Below are 17,003 nucleotides of genomic sequence, written 5' to 3' on the forward strand. Positions count from 1 at the left end.
TGTTACTTGACCAGGCCGATCTCGGTCAGCGTGGTCTTGACCTTCGTGATGTCCTCGCCCAGGAAGGTCTTGAAGCCGTCGCCGGCCAGGAATGCGTCGTCCCAGTTGTTCTTCTTGAGGGTGGACTTCCAGGCCTCGGTCTCGTGCAGCTTGGTGACGAGTTCGGTCAGCTTGGTCTTCTGGGCGTCGTCGATGGAGCCGGGGGCCACCACGCCGCGCCAGTTGGTCAGCACGACGTCGATGCCCTGCTCGGTGAGTGGCTTAATGCCGGGCAGCGCCGGGACCTCGCCCTTGCCGGAGACGGCGAGCGCGCGGACCTTGCCGGCCTTGACCTGTTCGGCGTATTCGCCGATGCCGGAGATGCCGGCCTGGACCTTGTTGCCCAGCAGCGCGGCAATGGATTCGCCGCCGCCGGAGTAGCCAATGTAGTTCAGCTTATCCGAGCCGACGCCCTGGGACTTGAGGATCTGCCCGGCCAGGATGTGGTCCGCGCCGCCGGCCGAGCCGCCGGTGATGGCCACACCCTTGCCGTTGGCCTTGATGTCGTCCACCAGGTCCTTGACGGACTGGTACTTCGAGGACGCCGGGACCACCAGGACCAGGGGCTCCTCGGTGAGGCGGGCGATCGGGGTGGTGTCCTCCAGGCGGGACTTGGCGCCGTTGGTCTCGACGGCCCCGACCATGACGTAGCCCATCACCATCAGGGTGTTGGCGTCCTTTTCGGTGGCCAGCTTGGCCAGGCCGTTGGTGCCGCCGCCGCCGCCGATGTTGGTGACCTGGGCGGAGCTGACGAGCTTGTTGGACTGCAGGTCCGCCTGAATGGCCCGGCCGGTCTGGTCCCAGCCGCCGCCGGGGTTGGCGGGGACGATGATGCTGAGCTTCTTGACCGGTTCGGCGGCGGATCCGGTGCCGGCGGCGCTGCCGGTGCCGGTGCTGCCGCCGCAGGCCGCGAGTGTGAGGGCCAGGCCGGCCGCTCCGGCGGTGAGGGCGGCGCGGCGGGTGAAGGTGTGGTGGAACGTCATGATCTCTCCTTGGACACATGTGATGCACATCATTGGAATCACTTCCCCGACCCTAGGAGCGGCCAACGTGCCGGGACAGTATTAGGACGTAGAGGTAGTAGTGGTCATATTGGTCACGGATCGTGGCCGGCTTCCGGCACCGGGCGGCGGTCCCGGGTGGCAGACTTGTGAGGTGTTTCACAGCGTTCCGCTCCGCTTCCAGCTGGTGGCCCTCCAGCTGGCCATCGTCCTGGCCGTGCTCACCGCCGTCGGCGTCGTGACCATCCGCATGCAGGAGGCGCAGCTGCGCGATGCGTACAAGAGCCGGCTGATCGGCGTGGCCGAGTCCGTGGCGCGGCTCCCGTCGGTCATCAACGCCTTCGGCACGCCCGCCCCCGCGGAAACCATCCAGCCGATCGCCGAGGTGATCCGGCAAGCCTCGAACGTCACCTATGTGGTGGTGACGGACAAGTTCGGCGTGCGGCAGTCCCACCCGAACCCGGAGGAGATCGGCAAGCACGTCTCCACGGACCCGTCCGTCCCGCTCGCCGGGGACATCTACGTGGGAACCCAGACCGGCACCCTCGGCGAGTCCTGGCGGGTCAAGGTGCCCATCTTCGACCGGAACGGGGCGGTGATCGGGTCGGCCTCCGTGGGGGTCCTGGAGAGCACCCTCGCCGCCGACCTCTACGAGGACCTGCCGCAGCTCTTCGGCTGGCTGGTGGGCGCCGCACTGCTGGGGTCCCTCGGCGCGATGTACATCTCCAAGCTGGTCTGGCGGCGGATCTACAAGCTGGAACCGGAGGACATCGCTGCGCTGCTCGAGACCCGGGACGCCATGCTGCACGGCCTGGGCGAGGGGCTCGTGGCGGTCGACGCCGACGGCACCGTGGTGCTGGTCAACGACGAGGCCCGGCGGCTGCTGGGCGTGGGCGAGGAGATCCTCGGCTCCCCCGCCACCGCCTCCCTGGAGCCGGGCATCCACCGGCTCCTCGCGGCCGGGTCCAGCACCGAGGAACTGGTCCTCTCCGGCGAGCGGATCCTGCTGGGCAAGGTCAACGCCGCCACGGTGGACGGCCGGGAGGTGGGCAAAGTGCTGATCCTGCGGGACCGGACCGAGCTGCACGCCATGCTGCGGGACCGGGACGGCGCCCTGGACGTGACGCAGGCGCTCCGGGCCCAGGCGCACGAGTTCGCGAACAAGCTGCACGTCGTCTCCGGGCTGCTGGAACTGGGCCAACAGTCGAAGGCGGTAGAGTTCCTGGGCCGCAGCGCCGCCGACGCCGGCTTCGTGAACCGACCGCTGGCGGCCGGCATCACCGACGACGGCGTCCGGGCCCTGCTGATCGCCAAGTCCACGGTGTGCGCCGAGCGCGGGATCGACATCGAGGTCGCGGAGGACTCGGTCTGCTCCCCGGACGGGACCGACGACGTCATCACCGTGCTGGGAAACCTGATCGACAACGCCGTGGACGCCGCCGGCTACGACAGCACCGTGGCCGTCGCCCTCGCCGAGACCCCGGCCGGCGGCCGGGTGCTCACCGTCGAGGACGACGGCCCGGGCGTGCCGGACGCGGACCGGCAGGCGGTGTTCGAACCCGGCGTCACGAGCAAGGATACCGACGGCGTGAACACCCGCGGATTCGGGCTGGCCCTGGTCCAGCGCGTTGCCCGGCGGCGCGGCGGGACGGCGGCGGTGACCCTTTCGGACCTGGGCGGGGCGCGGTTTACGGTCACCTTCGGCACGATTACTACTTCACACACGGCGGGGAGCGCCGCGGCGGCTCCCCCGGAGGGGCCGGACGCCCCACGGAAGGCGGCACTGGAACGGCTATGAGCGGCATACGCACCCTCATCATCGACGATGACGTGGCGGTGGCGGGGATCCATCACGGGTTCCTGCTGGCCCGCGGCGGCTTCGACGTCGTCGGCACCGCCCACTCGGGACGGCAGGGACTGGACCTCGCCGCGGAGCTGCTGCCCGATCTGGTCCTGCTGGACATCCACCTGCCCGACATGTCCGGGCTGGAGGTGCTGCGGCAGCTCCGGAACCGGCCGCACCAGCCCACGAACGTCCTGGTGATCACCGCGTCCCGGGAGTTGGAGACGGTCCGCGCGGCGATGGCCGGCGGGGTGCTGCACTACCTGGTGAAACCGTTCACCTCGCAGGCCCTCAACGAGCGGTTGGACGAGTACGTGGCGCTGCGCGATGAGCTGGCGGCCGGGTCCTCGGGCGGGCCGCTGGACCAGGACCGGATCGACCGGCTGGTGGCACCTTCCCGCCGGGCTGTTGCGGCGGCCGGGACCGGTCAAGCGGCGGGTCAGGCGTCAGGTCAGGCGTCAGGGGCCGACGACGGCGGGAACGGTGCGGGGACCGGTGCCGGCGCTGGTGCGGACGCGGTGCGGCTGCCCAAGGGGTTGTCCCGGCCCACCCTAGACGCGGTGATCGAGGCGCTGCGGGCCAGTCCCGGGGACGTGTCCGCGGCCGGGCTGGCGCTGAGGTTGGGCCTCTCCCGGGTCAGCGCCCGGCGGTACCTCGAGTACCTGGTGGTCAACGGCTTCGCCCGGCTTACCCCGCGGTACGGCGCCGCCGGCCGGCCGGAGAACCGCTACCTCTGGCGCCGCTGAGCACGCCCATACCCCACCAGCTGCGACGAGCATGCCCATTCTTCGGCGTGGATCGGGGCGGGTTTCGGCCGCAACCTACGCCCATTTGACGGAGTTGGCCGCTATGAACCCTCGCATTTCGGCCATCTGTGGCGAATCGATGAGAATTCAGGGCGAGGCCAGCAGGTCCCGCCCCCAGCGGGCCTGAAGGCTAGTGCCCGGCGCGGCGGAGCGTGGCCTCAGCGTGCTTGAGGATGGGCCCGTCGATCATGCTGCCCTTGTGCTGGAAGACGCCCGTTCCGGCGGCTGCGGCGGCGTCGAGCAGCTCGCGCGCCGTGGCCACTTCTTCCTCGGACGGGGCGTACGCCTCCCGGACCACGGCCACCTGGTTCGGGTGGATGCAGGCCTTGGAGCCGAAGCCGGAGGCGACGGCGTCGCGGCTCTCGGCGGCCAGGCCGTCCAGGTCCGGAATGTTGACGTAGACCGAGTCCACCGCTTCCTTGCCGGCGGCGCGGGCGGCAAGCAGCACCGTGGAGCGGGCGTGCAGGGCGACGGCGCGGTAGCCGCCGTCGTCGTTCCGGCTGGACGTCCCGCCGAGGGAGGCGATCAGGTCCTCGGCGCCCCACATCAGGCCCACCACGTTCGGTTCGGCGGCGATGGCTGCGGCGTTAACGATCCCGGCCGCCGTCTCGCACAGGGCGATCACGCTGAAGCCGTCCAGCTCACGGAGCTGGGCGGCGCTTTCGGCCTTGGCGAGCATCACGTGCCGGTAGGGGGTGTGCTTGAGGCAGTGCAGGTCCTTCCCGAACTCCTCGGTCCCGGCCGGGTTGATCCGGATGATGGTCCGGCTGGGATCCAGTTCGGGCACGTCACCGGCCGAGCCGAGCTGGGCCAGGATGGCCCCGCGGGCGCGCTGCTTGTCCGCGGGGGCGACGGCGTCCTCGAGGTCCACGATCACCGTGTCCGCGCGGTCGGCGGCCTTTTGGTAGCGCTCGGGCCGGTCGGCGGGGCAGAAGAGCAGGGCGGGGCCCATCAGGAAGGTCATGCCTCGATTCTCCCCTTTTCGGCGGCCTCCGGTGACGCGGCTTCCCGCGACCCATTTTGCTGCGACGCCGGCTGCGACCCCGCCTGCTGCGAAGTGTGCGCGTCGCGGGTCCACATCAGGCAGCTGCGGGTGGCGCGGGCCACCACGGTGCCGTCCTGGTTCCGGCCGGTGTGCTCCATGGTCACGATGCCCTGGCCCGGCCGGGACGAGGAGAGCCGCTTCCCGGTCACCACCGTCTCCGTGTAGAGCGTGTCCCCGTGGAAGAGCGGGTGCGGGAAGGACACATCCGTCAGGCCCAGCTGGGCGATGATGGTCCCCTGGGTCAGCTGCGGCACGGACTGGCCCACCATGGTGGCCAGGGTGAACATGGAGTTCATCAGCCGCTGGCCGAAGGGCTGTCCGGCGCTCCAGGCGGCGTCCAGGTGCAGCGACTGGGTGTTCATGGTCATGGTGGTGAACAGGACGTTGTCCGTCTCGGTCACGGTCCGGCCGGGCCGGTGCGCGTAGGCGACGCCTTCCTCGAGCTCGTCGAAGTAGAGGCCGCGCTGTTCGATGACGCGGCGGCCCGCGCCGCCGGCGTCGGCGTCCATGTGGGAGTGGCTGGTGGTCATACGGAGAGTTCCTGGTCTTCCTCGAAAAGTTCGGCGCCGGTGGCCGCGGCCACCTCTTCCGCGGTCACGTCCGGAGCCAGTTCCCGCAGCACCAGCCGCGAGGTCCCGCCCTCGGTCACGACGTCGATGACGGCAAGGTCGGTGATGATCCGGTCCACGCAGCCCTTGCCCGTCAGCGGCAGGGAGCAGCGCTCCACGATCTTCGGGTTGCCGTTGCGGTCAACGTGTTCCATCATCACGATCACCTTCTTGGCACCGAAGACCAGGTCCATCGCTCCGCCCATTCCCTTGACCATCTTGCCCGGGATCATCCAGTTGGCGAGGTCCCCGTTCTGCGCCACCTCCATGGCGCCGAGGACGGCGACGTCGACGTGGCCGCCGCGGATCATCCCGAAGGATGCGGCGGAGTCGAAGAAGGCGGCGCCCTTGTTGACCGTGACGGTCTCCTTGCCGGCGTTGATCAGGTCGGGGTCGACTCTGTCCTCGGCCGGGTAAGGCCCGACGCCGAGGATCCCGTTCTCCGAGTGCAGCACCACCTCGACGCCGTCCGGAATGTAGTTCGGGATCAGCGTGGGCATGCCGATGCCGAGGTTGACGTACTGGCCGTTGTGCAGCTCCCGCGCCACGCGGGCGGCGAGCTCGTTCCGGGTCCAGCCCCTGGCCGGCGCGGCGGAGTCGGCGCCACCGGTAACGGCGCCGTGTTCGACGGCGGGCGGGCGGTATTCGTGCCGGACGGTTTCGGGCCGGGCCGGGCCGTCCGGGGTCTGGGTGCTCTCCACGGTCAGGCTCCTGTCGTTACGGCGGGCGTGGCGGGCGCGGCGGCCACGGTCCGTTTCTCGATGCGTTTCTCCGCCTCCGGGGCCAGGACCACGCGCTGGACGAAGATGCCCGGGACATGGATCTGTCCGGGATCCAGCTCCCCCGGTTCCACGAGTTCCTCCACCTCGGCGATGGTGATCTTTCCGGCCATGGCGCAGAGCGGGTTGAAGTTCATTGCGGCGGCGTGGAAGACCAGGTTGCCGTGCCGGTCCCCCTTCCAGGCGTGGACCAGGCCGAAGTCCGGCGTCAACGCCTCCTCCAGCACGTAGTCGGCGCCGTGGAAGCTGCGGACCTCCTTGGCCGCGGAGGCCACCGCGACGTTGCCGTCGGCGTCGTACTTCTGCGGCAGGCCGCCCTCGGCGACCTGGGTGCCGACGCCGGCGGGCGTGTAGAACGCGGGGATCCCGGCCCCGCCGGCGCGCAGCTTTTCGGCCAGGGTGCCCTGCGGGGTGAGGACCACCTCGAGCTCACCGGCCAGGTATTGCCGGGCAAACTCCTTATTCTCCCCCACGTAGGAGCTGATGGTCCGGCGGATCCGGCCGTCCTTGAGCAGGATCCCCAGGCCCCAGTCGTCCACGCCGCAGTTGTTGCTGACGGTCTCCAGGTCCGTGGCGCCGCGCTCGTGCAGGGCCGCGATCAGCGCCACCGGGATGCCGCAGAGGCCGAAGCCGCCGACGGCGAGCGAGGCGCCGTCGGGGATGTCCGCCACGGCCTCGGCGGCACTGGCAACAACTTTGTCGATCATCGAAAGGTCCTTCCGTGCGGCTACAGGCCCAGTTCGCGGGCGATCAGCATCAGCTGGACCTCCGTGGTGCCCTCGCCGACTTCCAGGATCTTGGAGTCGCGGTAGTGGCGCGCCACGGTGAACTCGTTGATGAAGCCATAGCCGCCGAACACCTGGGTGGCGTCCCGCGCGTTGTCCATGGCTGCCTCGCCTGCGATCATCTTAGCGATGGCCGCCTGGGTCTTGAACGGCTTGCCGGCGAGCATCCGGGCGGCGGCGTCGTAGTAGGCCAGGCGGGCGGTGTGGGCCCGGGCCTCCATGCGGGCGATCTTGAACGCGACGGCCTGGTACTTGCCGATGTTCTGGCCGAAGGCGCTGCGTTCCTTGGCGTACTTCACCGACTGGTCCACACAGCCCTGGGCGGCGCCGACGGCGAGCGCGGCGATGGCGATGCGGCCCTCGTCGAGGATGGAGAGGAAGTTGGCGTAGCCGCGGCCGCGGGTGCCGAGCAGGTTCTCTTCCGGAACCCGGACGTTGTCGAGCGTCAACGGGTGGGTGTCCGAGGCGTTCCAGCCGACCTTGTTGTAGGCCTTCTCCGCCGTGAACCCGGGCGTGCTGGTGGGCACCAGGATGGTGGAGATTTCCTTCTTGATGCTGCCGTCCGGGCGCTCCTGCTGGCCGGTGACCGCGGTGACGGTAACAAGTTTAGTGATGTCGGTGCCGGAGTTGGTGATGAACGCCTTGTTGCCGTTGATCACCCAATTTTTTGCGTCTCCGACGCCTTCCAGCCGGGCGGTGGTCTTGGTGCCGCCGGCATCCGAACCCGCCTCGGGCTCGGTCAGGCCGAAGCCGGCGAGCGCCTTGCCGGAGGCCAGCAGCGGCAGCCACTCCTCCTTCTGCGCGTCGGAGCCGAAGCGGTGGATCGGCATGGCGCCGAGCGAGACTCCAGCCTCCAGGGTGATGGCGACGGACTGGTCCACGCGGCCCAGCTGCTCCAGGGCCAGGGCCAGGGCGAAGTAGTCCCCGCCCATACCGCCGGCTTCCTCCGGGAACGGCAGGCCGAAGAGGCCCATGTCGGCCATCTGGGAGACGACCTCGTAGGGGAAGCTGTGTTCCTCGTCGTGCTTGGCGGAGACCGGGGCAACCACCTGGTCGGCGAAGTCGCGGACGGTGTCGGAGAGGTCCTGGTAGTCCTCGCTGAGTTCAAAATCGGGCATGGGGATCACTCCTGTGGGTGGATGGTGGCGAGGACCTGGTCTGCCTTGACCAGGTCGCCGGTGGTGATGCTGAGGTGGACGGTGCCGTCCAGGGGTGCGGTGAGCTGGTGCTCCATCTTCATGGCCTCCACGGCCACCAGCGCCTGACCCGCGGTGACGGCGTCGCCGTGGGCCACGGAGACGGACACCACAGTGCCGGGCATCGGCGAGCGCACCGCGGGGTCCGCGGCGCCCTCTTCGCGTTCGACGGCGGCGAGCACCCGGGCGAGCCGGGCTTCCCGGGTCAGCGGCTCGAGCCGGCAGGACCAGCCCTCGTTGCCAACGAAGAGGAACTCGGGCGGGTCTTCCCGAAGGAAGTCGTGCCCGGACTGCGCGAGCGCGAACCGGTGCTCCACGCCGTCGATGTCGAAGACGATGGTGTCGTCGGAGAGGCCGATCACGGCCACGTCATGCTCGGTGCCGCCGTCGACCCGGACCCGGGCGCGGCCGAGGTCGATGTTCTCCACGAACGTGACCGCCACGGTGGCGAGCCCGCCGCCGGGGATGCCGAAGCTCATGGTCCACGCCGCCGGTGCCCCGAGCCGCCAGCCGCGGACGCTGTCCCAGGGCGAGCCCAGGCCCGCGGGACTCTCGGCGAGGACCCAGAACGGCAGGGCCGCCGCCATCAGCTCCGCGTCGCCGGGCCGCCGGAAGGTGAAGCCCGGCATTTTTCGTTCGATCAGGCCGGTGTCGAGCCGGCCGGCGCGGACGTCCTCGTCGTTGATCAGCATCCGCAGGTATTCGACGTTGGTCTCCGGACCCAGCACCGTGTAGCGGGAGAGGGCCGTGTCCAGCTTCGCAAGGGCCGCGGCCCGGTCCGGACCGCGGGCGATCACCTTGGCGATCATCGGGTCGTAGTCGCTGGAGATCTCGGCGCCGGGCCGCAGCGATGAGTCGATCCGGATGTCCGGGTCCGCCGCTGCCGGGACCGGGGCGTCCAGCACGGCGGCGTCCGCGTCCTCGAGCGCGGTGAAGATCCCCCCGCGTTCGTCCAGCAGCAGCACCTCTCCCCCGGAGGGCAGGAAGTTCTTCTCCGGCACCTCGGCGTAGACCCGGGCCTCCACGGAGTGGCCGGTGAGGACGACGTCGTCCTGGGCCACGGTGAGTTCCTCCCCGGCGGCGATGCGGACCTGCCATTCGACCAGGTCGATGCCGGTGACCATCTCGGTGACCGGGTGCTCGACCTGCAGGCGGGTGTTCATCTCCATGAAGAAGAATTCGTCCGGGGCGTCGTCGGAGACCAGGAACTCCACGGTGCCGGCGCCGGAGTAGTTGACGCTGCGGGCGGCCTGGCATGCGGCCTCGCCGAGCCGTGCGCGGATGGCGGCGCCGTCGGGAAGGCTTTCCAGCAGCGGGGACGGGGCCTCCTCGATCACCTTCTGGTGCCGGCGCTGCAGGGAGCACTCGCGCTCTCCGAGGTGGATGACGTTGCCGTGGTTGTCGGCGAGGACCTGGACCTCGATGTGCCGCGGGGTGGTGACCAGCCGCTCCAGGAACAGGGTGTCGTCGCCGAAGGCACTGGCCGCGACCCGGCGGGCCGTCGCGAGCGTGGCCGCCAGGTCCTCGGGGCGTTCGACCACGTGCATGCCCTTCCCGCCGCCACCGGCGGAGGGCTTGATCAGCAGCGGGTACCCGACGCCGGCAGCGGCCTCGATCAGCTGGGCGTCGCTCATGCCGGGTTCGGCGACGCCGGGGACCACGGGGACGCCGTAGCCGGTGACGTGGTTCTTGGAGCGGATCTTGTCGCCCATGATGTTCAGGGATTCGACGCCGGGTCCGATGAAGGTGATGCCGGCCCGCTCCAGGGCGCGGGCGAAGTCGGCGTTCTCGCTGAGGAAGCCGTAGCCGGGGTGCACGGCCTCGGCGCCGCTGCGGCGGCAGGCATCGATGATGGCCTCGATCTTGAGGTAGCTCTCGGTGGCGGCCGCAGGCCCGATCCGGACGGCGGCGTCGGCCTCCCGCACGTGGCGGGCGCCGGCGTCGGCGTCGGAGTAGACGGCGACCGAGCGGATGCCGAGGGCGCGCAGGGTGCGGATCACGCGGCAGGCGATCTCGCCCCGGTTGGCCACCAGGACGGCGCCGAAGAGCGGCGCGGAGGTCGAGGCGGCGGGGGTGCTGGTGGTTACTGTCACGGCGGGGCTCACATCCGGAAGAGGCCGAAGGAGGTCTCCGGCAGCGGGGTGCGGGAGACGACGTCGAGCGCCAGTCCCAGAACGGTGCGGGTGTCCGCGGGGTCGATGATGCCGTCGTCCCACAGGCGGGCGGTCGAGTAGTAGGGGCTGCCCTGGTCCTCGTACTGCTGCTTGATCGGGGCCTTGAAGGCCTCCTCGTCCGCGGCGGACCATTCCTCGCCGCGGGCCTCGTACTGGTCGCGCTTGACCGTGGCGAGGACGCTGGAGGCCTGGTTGCCGCCCATGACCGAGATCCGGGAGGCCGGCCACATCCAGAGGAAGCGCGGCGAATAGGCCCGGCCGCACATTGAGTAGTTGCCGGCGCCGAAGGAGCCGCCGATCACCACGGTGAGCTTGGGCACCCGGGCGGTGGCGACGGCGGTGACCATCTTGGCGCCGTTCTTGGCGATGCCGCCCTGTTCGTAGTCCTTGCCGACCATAAAGCCGGAGAGGTTCTGCAGGAAGATCAGCGGGATCCCGCGCTGGTCGCAGAGTTCGACGAAGTGTGCACCCTTGAGGGAGGACTCGCTGAACAGGACGCCGTTGTTGGCCACGATGCCCACGGGGTGGCCGTGCAGCTTGGCGAAGCCGGTGACCAGGGTGGTGCCGTAGTTCTTCTTGAACTCGTGGAAGCGGCTGCCGTCCACCAGCCGGGCGATGACCTCGCGGACGTCGTACTGGGCGTTGACGTCGGTGGGGACGGCGCCGTAGAGCACGGCCGGGTCCGCTTCGGGTTCGACGACGGTGTCGATCTCCCAGGCGGGGGCGGCCGGCCGCGGCAGGGTGGAGACGATGTCGCGGACGATCTGCAGGGCGTGCTCGTCGTTCTCGGCCAGGTGGTCGGTGACGCCGGAGATCTTCGAGTGCACGTCGCCGCCGCCGAGTTCCTCGGCCGTGACGATCTCGCCGATCGCCGCCTTCACCAGCGGCGGGCCACCGAGGAAGATGGTGCCCTGGTTGCGGACAATCACGGTCTCATCGCTCATCGCGGGCACGTAGGCGCCGCCGGCGGTGCAGGAGCCCATGACGGAGGCGATCTGCGGAATTTTCGCCGCGGACATCTGCGCCTGGTTGAAGAAGATCCGGCCGAAGTGCTCCTTGTCCGGGAAGACCTCGTCCTGCCGGGGCAGGAACGCCCCGCCGGAGTCCACCAGGTAGATGCAGGGCAGGCGGTTCTCCAGCGCGATCTCCTGGGCGCGGAGGTGCTTCTTGACCGTCATCGGGTAGTAGGTGCCGCCCTTGACGGTGGCGTCGTTGGAGATGACCAGCACCTGTCGGCCGTGGACCAGGCCGATGCCGGCGATCACGCCGGCGCCGGGCGAATCGCCGTCGTACATGCCGTCCGCGGCGAGCGGTGCGATTTCCAGGAAGGGGCTGCCGTCGTCCAGGAGCCGGTCGATGCGCTCGCGCGGCAGCAGCTTGCCGCGGGCGACGTGGCGTTCGCGGGACTTTTCCGGCCCGCCGAGCGCGGCGGCGGCCAGTCGCTCCTTCAGTTCCCGGGCCAGGCCCAGCTGGGCCTCCCGGTTGGCGGCGAAGCCTGCGCTGCCCGGATCCACCAGGCTGGCGATTGTCTCCATTGACTGCTTCCATCCCCGGCCGGACCGGGCCCTGAGGGCGGCCGGTCCGGCCATTTCGGTTAGTAACGCATAACTGAGTTTTAGGTTAGTCTCTACTAACTGTGATGTCCAACACAGGAGCGCCGGTGCGGCGGGTTGCAGCCCGGTGTACGGAGCCCGTGCAGCACAGTGAATACCCAGACCAGCCGAGAAGAAGGGTGAGCCGGTGACCGAATCCAGCCAGCCAACCCAGCGCAGCCGGGCTAAGGAGAGCCGCCGGCAGGCGCTGCTGCAGGCCGCGGCCGCGCTCTTCGCCGCCGAGGGCTTCAACCGGGTCTCCTTGGAGGATCTCGGCGCCGCGGCCGGCGTCAGCGGCCCCGCCGTCTACCGGCACTTCGCCGGCAAGCAGGCGGTGCTGGGGGCCATGCTGCTCAGCGTCAGCCAGGACCTGCTCGACGGCGGCCGGGCCGTGGTGGCCGGCGCCGGGACCGCGGAGACCGCCTTGGCCGGCCTGGTCGAGTTCCACGTCGACTTCGCCCTCAGCCACCCGGACGTGATCCGGGTCCAGGACCAGGACTTCAGCAACCTCGCCGACGAGGACCAGGCCGAGGTCCGGACCCTGCAGCGGAACTACGTGGAGCTGTGGGTGGACGTGCTCTCCGGACTGCACCCGGACACGGACCCGGCCGAGCTGCGGATGCGCGCCCACGCAACCTTCGGCCTGATCAACTCCACCCCGCACTCGGTCCGCACCCAAGGCCGCCGGATGGCGCTCAAGCGTGCCCGGCCGCTGCTGGAGGGCATGGCCCTGGCCGCCCTGACGGCCCCGGGCAACGGCACGCGCTAGGCGAACTCCCCTGGGCGGGTCTCCCCCGGACGGCCCTGCCCTTGAACGCCAAAGGGCCGGGCGCCCCTCCGGCAAAGGAGGGATGCCCGGCCCCGTGGGCTGATAAACCTAGGCCATGGCGATTGCCATGCCGGGGTCGGACAGCAGCGCACCGACGTCCTGCAGGAAGCGGGAGCCCTGTTCGCCGTCGACCAGCCGGTGGTCGAAGGAGAGGCTGAGGGTCATGACCTGGCGCAGCGTCACCTCGTCCCGGTACTCCCACGGCATCTTCCGCACCGCGCCGACGGCCAGGATGGCGGCCTCGCCCGGGTTGAGGATGGGGGTCCCGGCATCGATTCCGAAGACGCCGATGTTGGTGATCGAGATGGTGCCGCCGGAGAGATCCGCCGGTGCGGTCTTGCCGGCGCGGGCGGTCTCGGTCAGCTCGGTGAGCGCGGTGGAGAGCTGGGTCAGCGACATCCGGTCCGCGTCCTTGATGTTCGGCACGGTCAGCCCGCGCGGCGTGGCGGCCGCGATGCCGAGGTTGACGTAGTTGAACTGGACGATCTCCTGGTTGGCCTCGTCCCACCGGGCGTTGAGCGTGGGGTGGCTGCGCAGGGCGATCAACACGGCCTTGGACACCAGGGTCAGCGGGGTGAGCTTGTACCCGGAGAAGGCCCGGCTGTCCTTGAGCCTGGCAAGCAGTTCCATGGTGGGCGTGACGTCCAGGGTCAGGAACTCGGTCACGTGCGGCGCGGTGAAAGCGCTGGCGACCATGGCCGCGGCGGTGAACTTCCGGACGCCCTTGATCGGGGTCCGGGTTTCCCGTTCGCCGGCCGCCGGGGCAGTAGCCGGCCGCGCGCCGGCCAGTTCCTGCGGGGCGACCGGGAGGTCCCCGCCGCCGACGAAGTTCCGCACGTCCTCCCGGGTGATCAGGCCGTGCTCCCCCGTGCCGGTGACGGCGGCGAGGTCGACGCCGAGGTCCTTGGCCAGCTTGCGGACCGGCGGGGTGGAGCGGGGCCGCTCGGCAGCAGGGGCGCCACTCGGCGGGACGGCGACGGCGGCGGGTGACGGTGCCGGGGCAGGTGTGGAAGCGGCAGCAGGAGCCGGAGCGGGTGCGGCCGCCGAAGCAGCCGGTGCAGCCGCGGCGGAAAAGGTCCGTGCCCGGCGGGCCGGCCGGCCGGAGCCCTCCGGCATGGCGCCGTAGCCCACCAGCGTCGGTTCCCGCTTGGCGGGCGCCTCGCCCGAATTCGCACTGGCGCCGCCGTCGTCGTCGCCCTCGATCTCGAAGGAGACAATCGGCTTGCCGACCTCCACCACGGTGCCGGGCTGTTCGTGCAGCGCGGTGACGACGCCGGCGAACGGCGAGGGCAGCTCGACGACGGCCTTCGCGGTCTCCACCTCGGCGATGATCTGGTTCAGGGTGACGGTGTCCCCCACGCCGACCTTCCAGGCGACGATTTCAGATTCCGTCAGGCCTTCGCCGAGGTCCGGGAGGCGGAATTCCTTGATCATGGTTGCGCTCATCCTTCCAGCCCGCTCAAAGAGTTGGGGCGGCCCAAGGCCCGGTCCACGCCGTCGAGGATCCGGTCCAGTCCGGGCAGGTGGTGCATTTCCAGCTTGGAGTAGGGGTACGGGACGTCGAAGCCGGTGACCCGGACGGGGGCGGCCTCGAGGTGGTAGAAGCAGCGTTCGGTGATGCTCGCGGCGACCTCGGCGCCGAGGCCGCCGGACTGGCTGGCCTCGTGCGTGATGACCAGGCGGCCGGTCTTGCGGACCGAGGCCTCCAGCGTGGCGAAGTCCACCGGGGCGAGGGAGCGCAGGTCGATGACCTCGACGAAGACGCCCTCGTCGGCGGCGGCGAGCGCGGCGTCACGTGCGGTCTTGACCAGCGGGCCGTAGGCCACCAGGGTCACGTCGGTGCCCTCGGTGACCACCCGGGCCTTTTCCATCGACGGGGCAGCGGAGAGGTCCAGGGACTCGTCCACCTCGCCCTTGTCGTGGTAGCGGCGCTTGGGCTCGAAGTAGAGGACCGGATCGTCGCAGGCGATGGCCTGCTGGATCATCGTGTACGCGTCCTGCGGGTTGGAGACGCTGACCACGCGCAGGCCGGAGGTGTGGGTGAAGTACGCCTCGGGCGACTCGGAGTGGTGTTCGGGTGAACCGATGCCGCCGCCGAAGGGCACGCGAATGGTGATGGGCATCTTCACGACACCCATGGTCCGGTAGTGCATCTTGGCGACCTGGCTGACGATCTGGTCGAAGGCCGGGTAGATGAAGCCGTCGAACTGGATCTCCACCACCGGGCGGTAGCCGCGGTAGGCGAGGCCGACGGCGGTGCCGAGGATGCCGGATTCGGCGAGCGGGGTGTCCACGACGCGGTGCTTGCCGAAGTCCTTCTGCAGCCCGTCGGTGACGCGGAAGACGCCGCCAAGGGTGCCGATGTCCTCGCCCATGAGGATCACCTTGGGATCGTTGTCGAGGGATTTGCGCAGGCCGGAGTTAATCGCCCGGGCAAAGGTCATCTGCGTCATCAGCGAGCACCTTCTTCGGAGGGGGCACCTGCGGGATCGCCGAAGGAGGCCAGGTAACGGGTGTAGTGGTCCTGCTGGCGGTCCAGCCAGGAGTGCGGGGTGCTGTAGACGTGCTCGAAGATCTGCAGCGGCTGCGGTTCGGGCATGTTGATGGTGCCGGAGCGCAGTTCCTTGGCCACGGCGTCGGCCGTGGCGGCGACGGCGGTTTCCACGTCTGCGGTCAGCAGGCCCTTGCGCTCCAGGAGCACCTTGAGGCGGTGGATCGGGTCCTTAGCGGCCCAGTCCTCGAGCTCGTTGGCGTCCCGGTACCGGGTGGGATCGTCCGCCGTCGTGTGCGGGCCCATGCGGTAGGTGACGGCCTCGATGAAGGTGGGGCCGCCGCCTCGCCGGGCCCGGTCCAGGGCGATCCGGGTGGCGGCCAGCACGGCGAGGACGTCGTTGCCGTCCACCCGCATGCTGGGGATGCCGAAGCCGGAGGCCCGGTCCGCGATCTGGATGTGGGACTGCAGCATCACGGGCTCGGAGATGGCCCAGTGGTTGTTCTGGCAGAAGAAGATGACGGGGGCCTGGAAGCTGGCCGCGAAGACCATCGCCTCGTTGACGTCGCCCTCGCTGGTGGCGCCGTCGCCGAAGTAGGCCACGGCCGCGGAGTCGGCGCCGTCGTTCTGGATGCCCATGGCGTAGCCGGTGGCGTGGAGGCTCTGCGCGCCGATGATGATCTGCTGGGTGGCGACGTTCACGGTGTACGGGTCCCAGCCGGCGAGGGCGTTGCCGCGCCAGGCCTTGACGATGTCCGCGGGCTTCACGCCGCGGACGTAGGCGACGCCGTTGTCCCGGTAGCTGGGGAAGACGAAGTCGTCCTCGCGCAGGGCCCGGGCGGAGCCGATCTGGGAGGCTTCCTGGCCCAGCAGCGGCGGCCAGAGGGCGAGCTCGCCCTGGCGCTGCAGAGCGGTGGCCTCGGCGTCGATCCTCCGGATGGCCACCATGTCCTCGTAGAGGGAGGTCAGCACGTCATCGCCGATGTCCTGGACCCAGGGGTCGAACTCGGGATGGCTGACGCGTTCACCCCCCGGGGTGATGAGCTGGACGAGATCCCCGCCCGTGCGCCTGTTCGATCCTGCACTGTTTCCGGGGCCGCCGGGGGCTGCGCCGCCCTGGCCCGCGTCGTCGGTAAACACAGTTTGTCCGCAACCTTCTGACGTCGTCTGACCCCTGCCCGCGGGACTCGTGATCCCAGCGCGCGGCGGCCACCCGGGCGCCGTTGCCCCGGATAGTTGTGACCCTACTCACAAGTGCCATTGGGTACAACCACCCACTGATATTTTGAGCATCCTGCCCGGTTCAGACGTTCTGGACCGTGCTAACCTTGCGCACTATGCAACCCTTGGATGGCACGGACACCCGCTTGCTTTCGGCCATGGCGCGGGACCCGCGCGGCACCGTCGTGGCCCTCGCACAGAAGCTGGGACTCTCCCGCAACACGGTGCAGGCCCGGATGGCCCAGCTGGAGAAGAAGCACGTGTTCCTCTCTTTCGAGCGCCGGATCAATCCGGCCACGCTGGGCTACCCGCTGATGGCCTTCATCTCGGTCCACGTCCAGCAGCAGAAGCTGGGCAGGCTGGCGGTGGAGCTGGCCGCGGTCCCGGAGATCTTGGAGGGCTATGGCCTGACCGGCTCGGCCGACCTGCTGCTGCGCGTGGTGGCGCGCGACGCCGAGGACCTGTTCCGGATCAACGGCAAGATCCTCTCCTGCGACGGGGTGGACCGGACGGACACGGCTCTGGCGATGAGCGAGATGATCCCGTTCCGGATCCAACCGCTGCTCGAACGCGGCCCGGCCGAGGGCTGACCCG

The 17,003-nt window shown here is 69.9% G+C and carries 15 protein-coding genes; 4 read left to right on the plus strand and 11 right to left on the minus strand.

Annotated features, from left to right (window positions below; genetic code table 11):
* Nucleotides 1-2 precede the first annotated feature (2 nt).
* The gene (locus ACFUCU_RS09495) at nt 3-1,022 is read right to left on the minus strand and encodes a tripartite tricarboxylate transporter substrate binding protein (RefSeq protein WP_290258379.1); all 1,020 of its coding nucleotides are present in this window, start codon (nt 1,020-1,022) and stop codon (nt 3-5) included.
* Nucleotides 1,023-1,194: 172 nt separating this feature from the next.
* Between ACFUCU_RS09495 and ACFUCU_RS09500 the strand changes: the two genes are divergently transcribed.
* On the plus strand, nt 1,195-2,838 hold the full coding sequence (locus ACFUCU_RS09500) for an ATP-binding protein (RefSeq protein ID WP_377972234.1): 1,644 nt from the start codon (nt 1,195-1,197) through the stop codon (nt 2,836-2,838).
* Nucleotides 2,835-3,629, plus strand: coding sequence for a response regulator (locus ACFUCU_RS09505; protein WP_377972236.1), 795 nt, complete (start codon nt 2,835-2,837; stop codon nt 3,627-3,629). Before ACFUCU_RS09500 ends, ACFUCU_RS09505 begins: the two co-directional genes overlap by 4 nt.
* Before the next feature lie 190 nt (nt 3,630-3,819).
* On the opposite strand, the gene ACFUCU_RS09510 is transcribed toward ACFUCU_RS09505, so the two are convergent.
* The 7 genes from ACFUCU_RS09510 to ACFUCU_RS09540 are packed head-to-tail and all read right to left on the minus strand — an operon-like array spanning nt 3,820 to nt 11,811.
* Complete coding sequence (locus ACFUCU_RS09510; protein ID WP_377972238.1) at nt 3,820-4,653, minus strand: HpcH/HpaI aldolase/citrate lyase family protein; 834 nt, start codon at nt 4,651-4,653, stop codon at nt 3,820-3,822.
* Complete coding sequence (locus tag ACFUCU_RS09515; RefSeq protein ID WP_377972506.1) at nt 4,650-5,243, minus strand: MaoC family dehydratase; 594 nt, start codon at nt 5,241-5,243, stop codon at nt 4,650-4,652. The genes ACFUCU_RS09510 and ACFUCU_RS09515 overlap by 4 nt, the downstream gene beginning before the upstream one ends.
* 17 nt (nt 5,244-5,260) lie before the next feature.
* Nucleotides 5,261-6,043 carry a CoA transferase subunit B gene (locus ACFUCU_RS09520; RefSeq protein ID WP_290258384.1) on the minus strand — a complete coding sequence of 261 codons (783 nt, stop codon included), beginning with the start codon at nt 6,041-6,043 and terminating at the stop codon, nt 5,261-5,263.
* A 2-nt stretch (nt 6,044-6,045) separates the two neighbouring features.
* Nucleotides 6,046-6,828, minus strand: a complete 783-nt coding sequence (locus tag ACFUCU_RS09525) for a CoA transferase subunit A (protein WP_377972240.1) — start codon at nt 6,826-6,828, stop codon at nt 6,046-6,048.
* A gap of 20 nt (nt 6,829-6,848) precedes the next feature.
* Nucleotides 6,849-8,024 (minus strand): acyl-CoA dehydrogenase family protein, encoded by a 1,176-nt coding sequence (locus ACFUCU_RS09530; RefSeq protein WP_377972241.1) that lies wholly within the window; start codon nt 8,022-8,024, stop codon nt 6,849-6,851.
* A 5-nt stretch (nt 8,025-8,029) separates the two neighbouring features.
* Nucleotides 8,030-10,195, minus strand: coding sequence for a biotin carboxylase N-terminal domain-containing protein (locus tag ACFUCU_RS09535; RefSeq protein ID WP_377972243.1), 2,166 nt, complete (start codon nt 10,193-10,195; stop codon nt 8,030-8,032).
* Nucleotides 10,196-10,203: 8 nt separating this feature from the next.
* On the minus strand, nt 10,204-11,811 hold the full coding sequence (locus ACFUCU_RS09540; RefSeq protein WP_377972245.1) for a carboxyl transferase domain-containing protein: 1,608 nt from the start codon (nt 11,809-11,811) through the stop codon (nt 10,204-10,206).
* 205 nt (nt 11,812-12,016) lie between these two features.
* Between ACFUCU_RS09540 and ACFUCU_RS09545 the strand changes: the two genes are divergently transcribed.
* A complete protein-coding gene (locus tag ACFUCU_RS09545; protein ID WP_364137092.1) occupies nt 12,017-12,637 on the plus strand; it encodes a TetR/AcrR family transcriptional regulator in 621 nt (206 codons plus the stop codon).
* 108 nt (nt 12,638-12,745) lie between these two features.
* Here ACFUCU_RS09545 and ACFUCU_RS09550 read toward each other — a convergent pair whose 3' ends face one another.
* The 3 genes from ACFUCU_RS09550 to pdhA are packed head-to-tail and all read right to left on the minus strand — an operon-like array spanning nt 12,746 to nt 16,328.
* Nucleotides 12,746-14,143, minus strand: a complete 1,398-nt coding sequence (locus tag ACFUCU_RS09550) for a dihydrolipoamide acetyltransferase family protein (protein ID WP_377972246.1) — start codon at nt 14,141-14,143, stop codon at nt 12,746-12,748.
* Complete coding sequence (locus tag ACFUCU_RS09555) at nt 14,140-15,150, minus strand: alpha-ketoacid dehydrogenase subunit beta (protein ID WP_377972248.1); 1,011 nt, start codon at nt 15,148-15,150, stop codon at nt 14,140-14,142. Before ACFUCU_RS09555 ends, ACFUCU_RS09550 begins: the two co-directional genes overlap by 4 nt.
* Nucleotides 15,150-16,328: a pyruvate dehydrogenase (acetyl-transferring) E1 component subunit alpha gene (gene pdhA, locus ACFUCU_RS09560; RefSeq protein WP_364137086.1), complete on the minus strand. Its 1,179-nt coding sequence runs from the start codon at nt 16,326-16,328 to the stop codon at nt 15,150-15,152. The genes ACFUCU_RS09555 and pdhA overlap by 1 nt, the downstream gene beginning before the upstream one ends.
* 197 nt (nt 16,329-16,525) lie before the next feature.
* On the opposite strand from pdhA, the gene ACFUCU_RS09565 reads away from it, so the two are divergent.
* Nucleotides 16,526-16,999 carry an Lrp/AsnC family transcriptional regulator gene (locus ACFUCU_RS09565; RefSeq protein ID WP_290258394.1) on the plus strand — a complete coding sequence of 158 codons (474 nt, stop codon included), beginning with the start codon at nt 16,526-16,528 and terminating at the stop codon, nt 16,997-16,999.
* The last annotated feature ends 4 nt before the right edge of the window (nt 17,000-17,003 follow it).

This window comes from Arthrobacter sp. NPDC057259, assembly GCF_042668995.1.
In the GTDB taxonomy this organism is placed as follows: domain Bacteria; phylum Actinomycetota; class Actinomycetes; order Actinomycetales; family Micrococcaceae; genus Arthrobacter.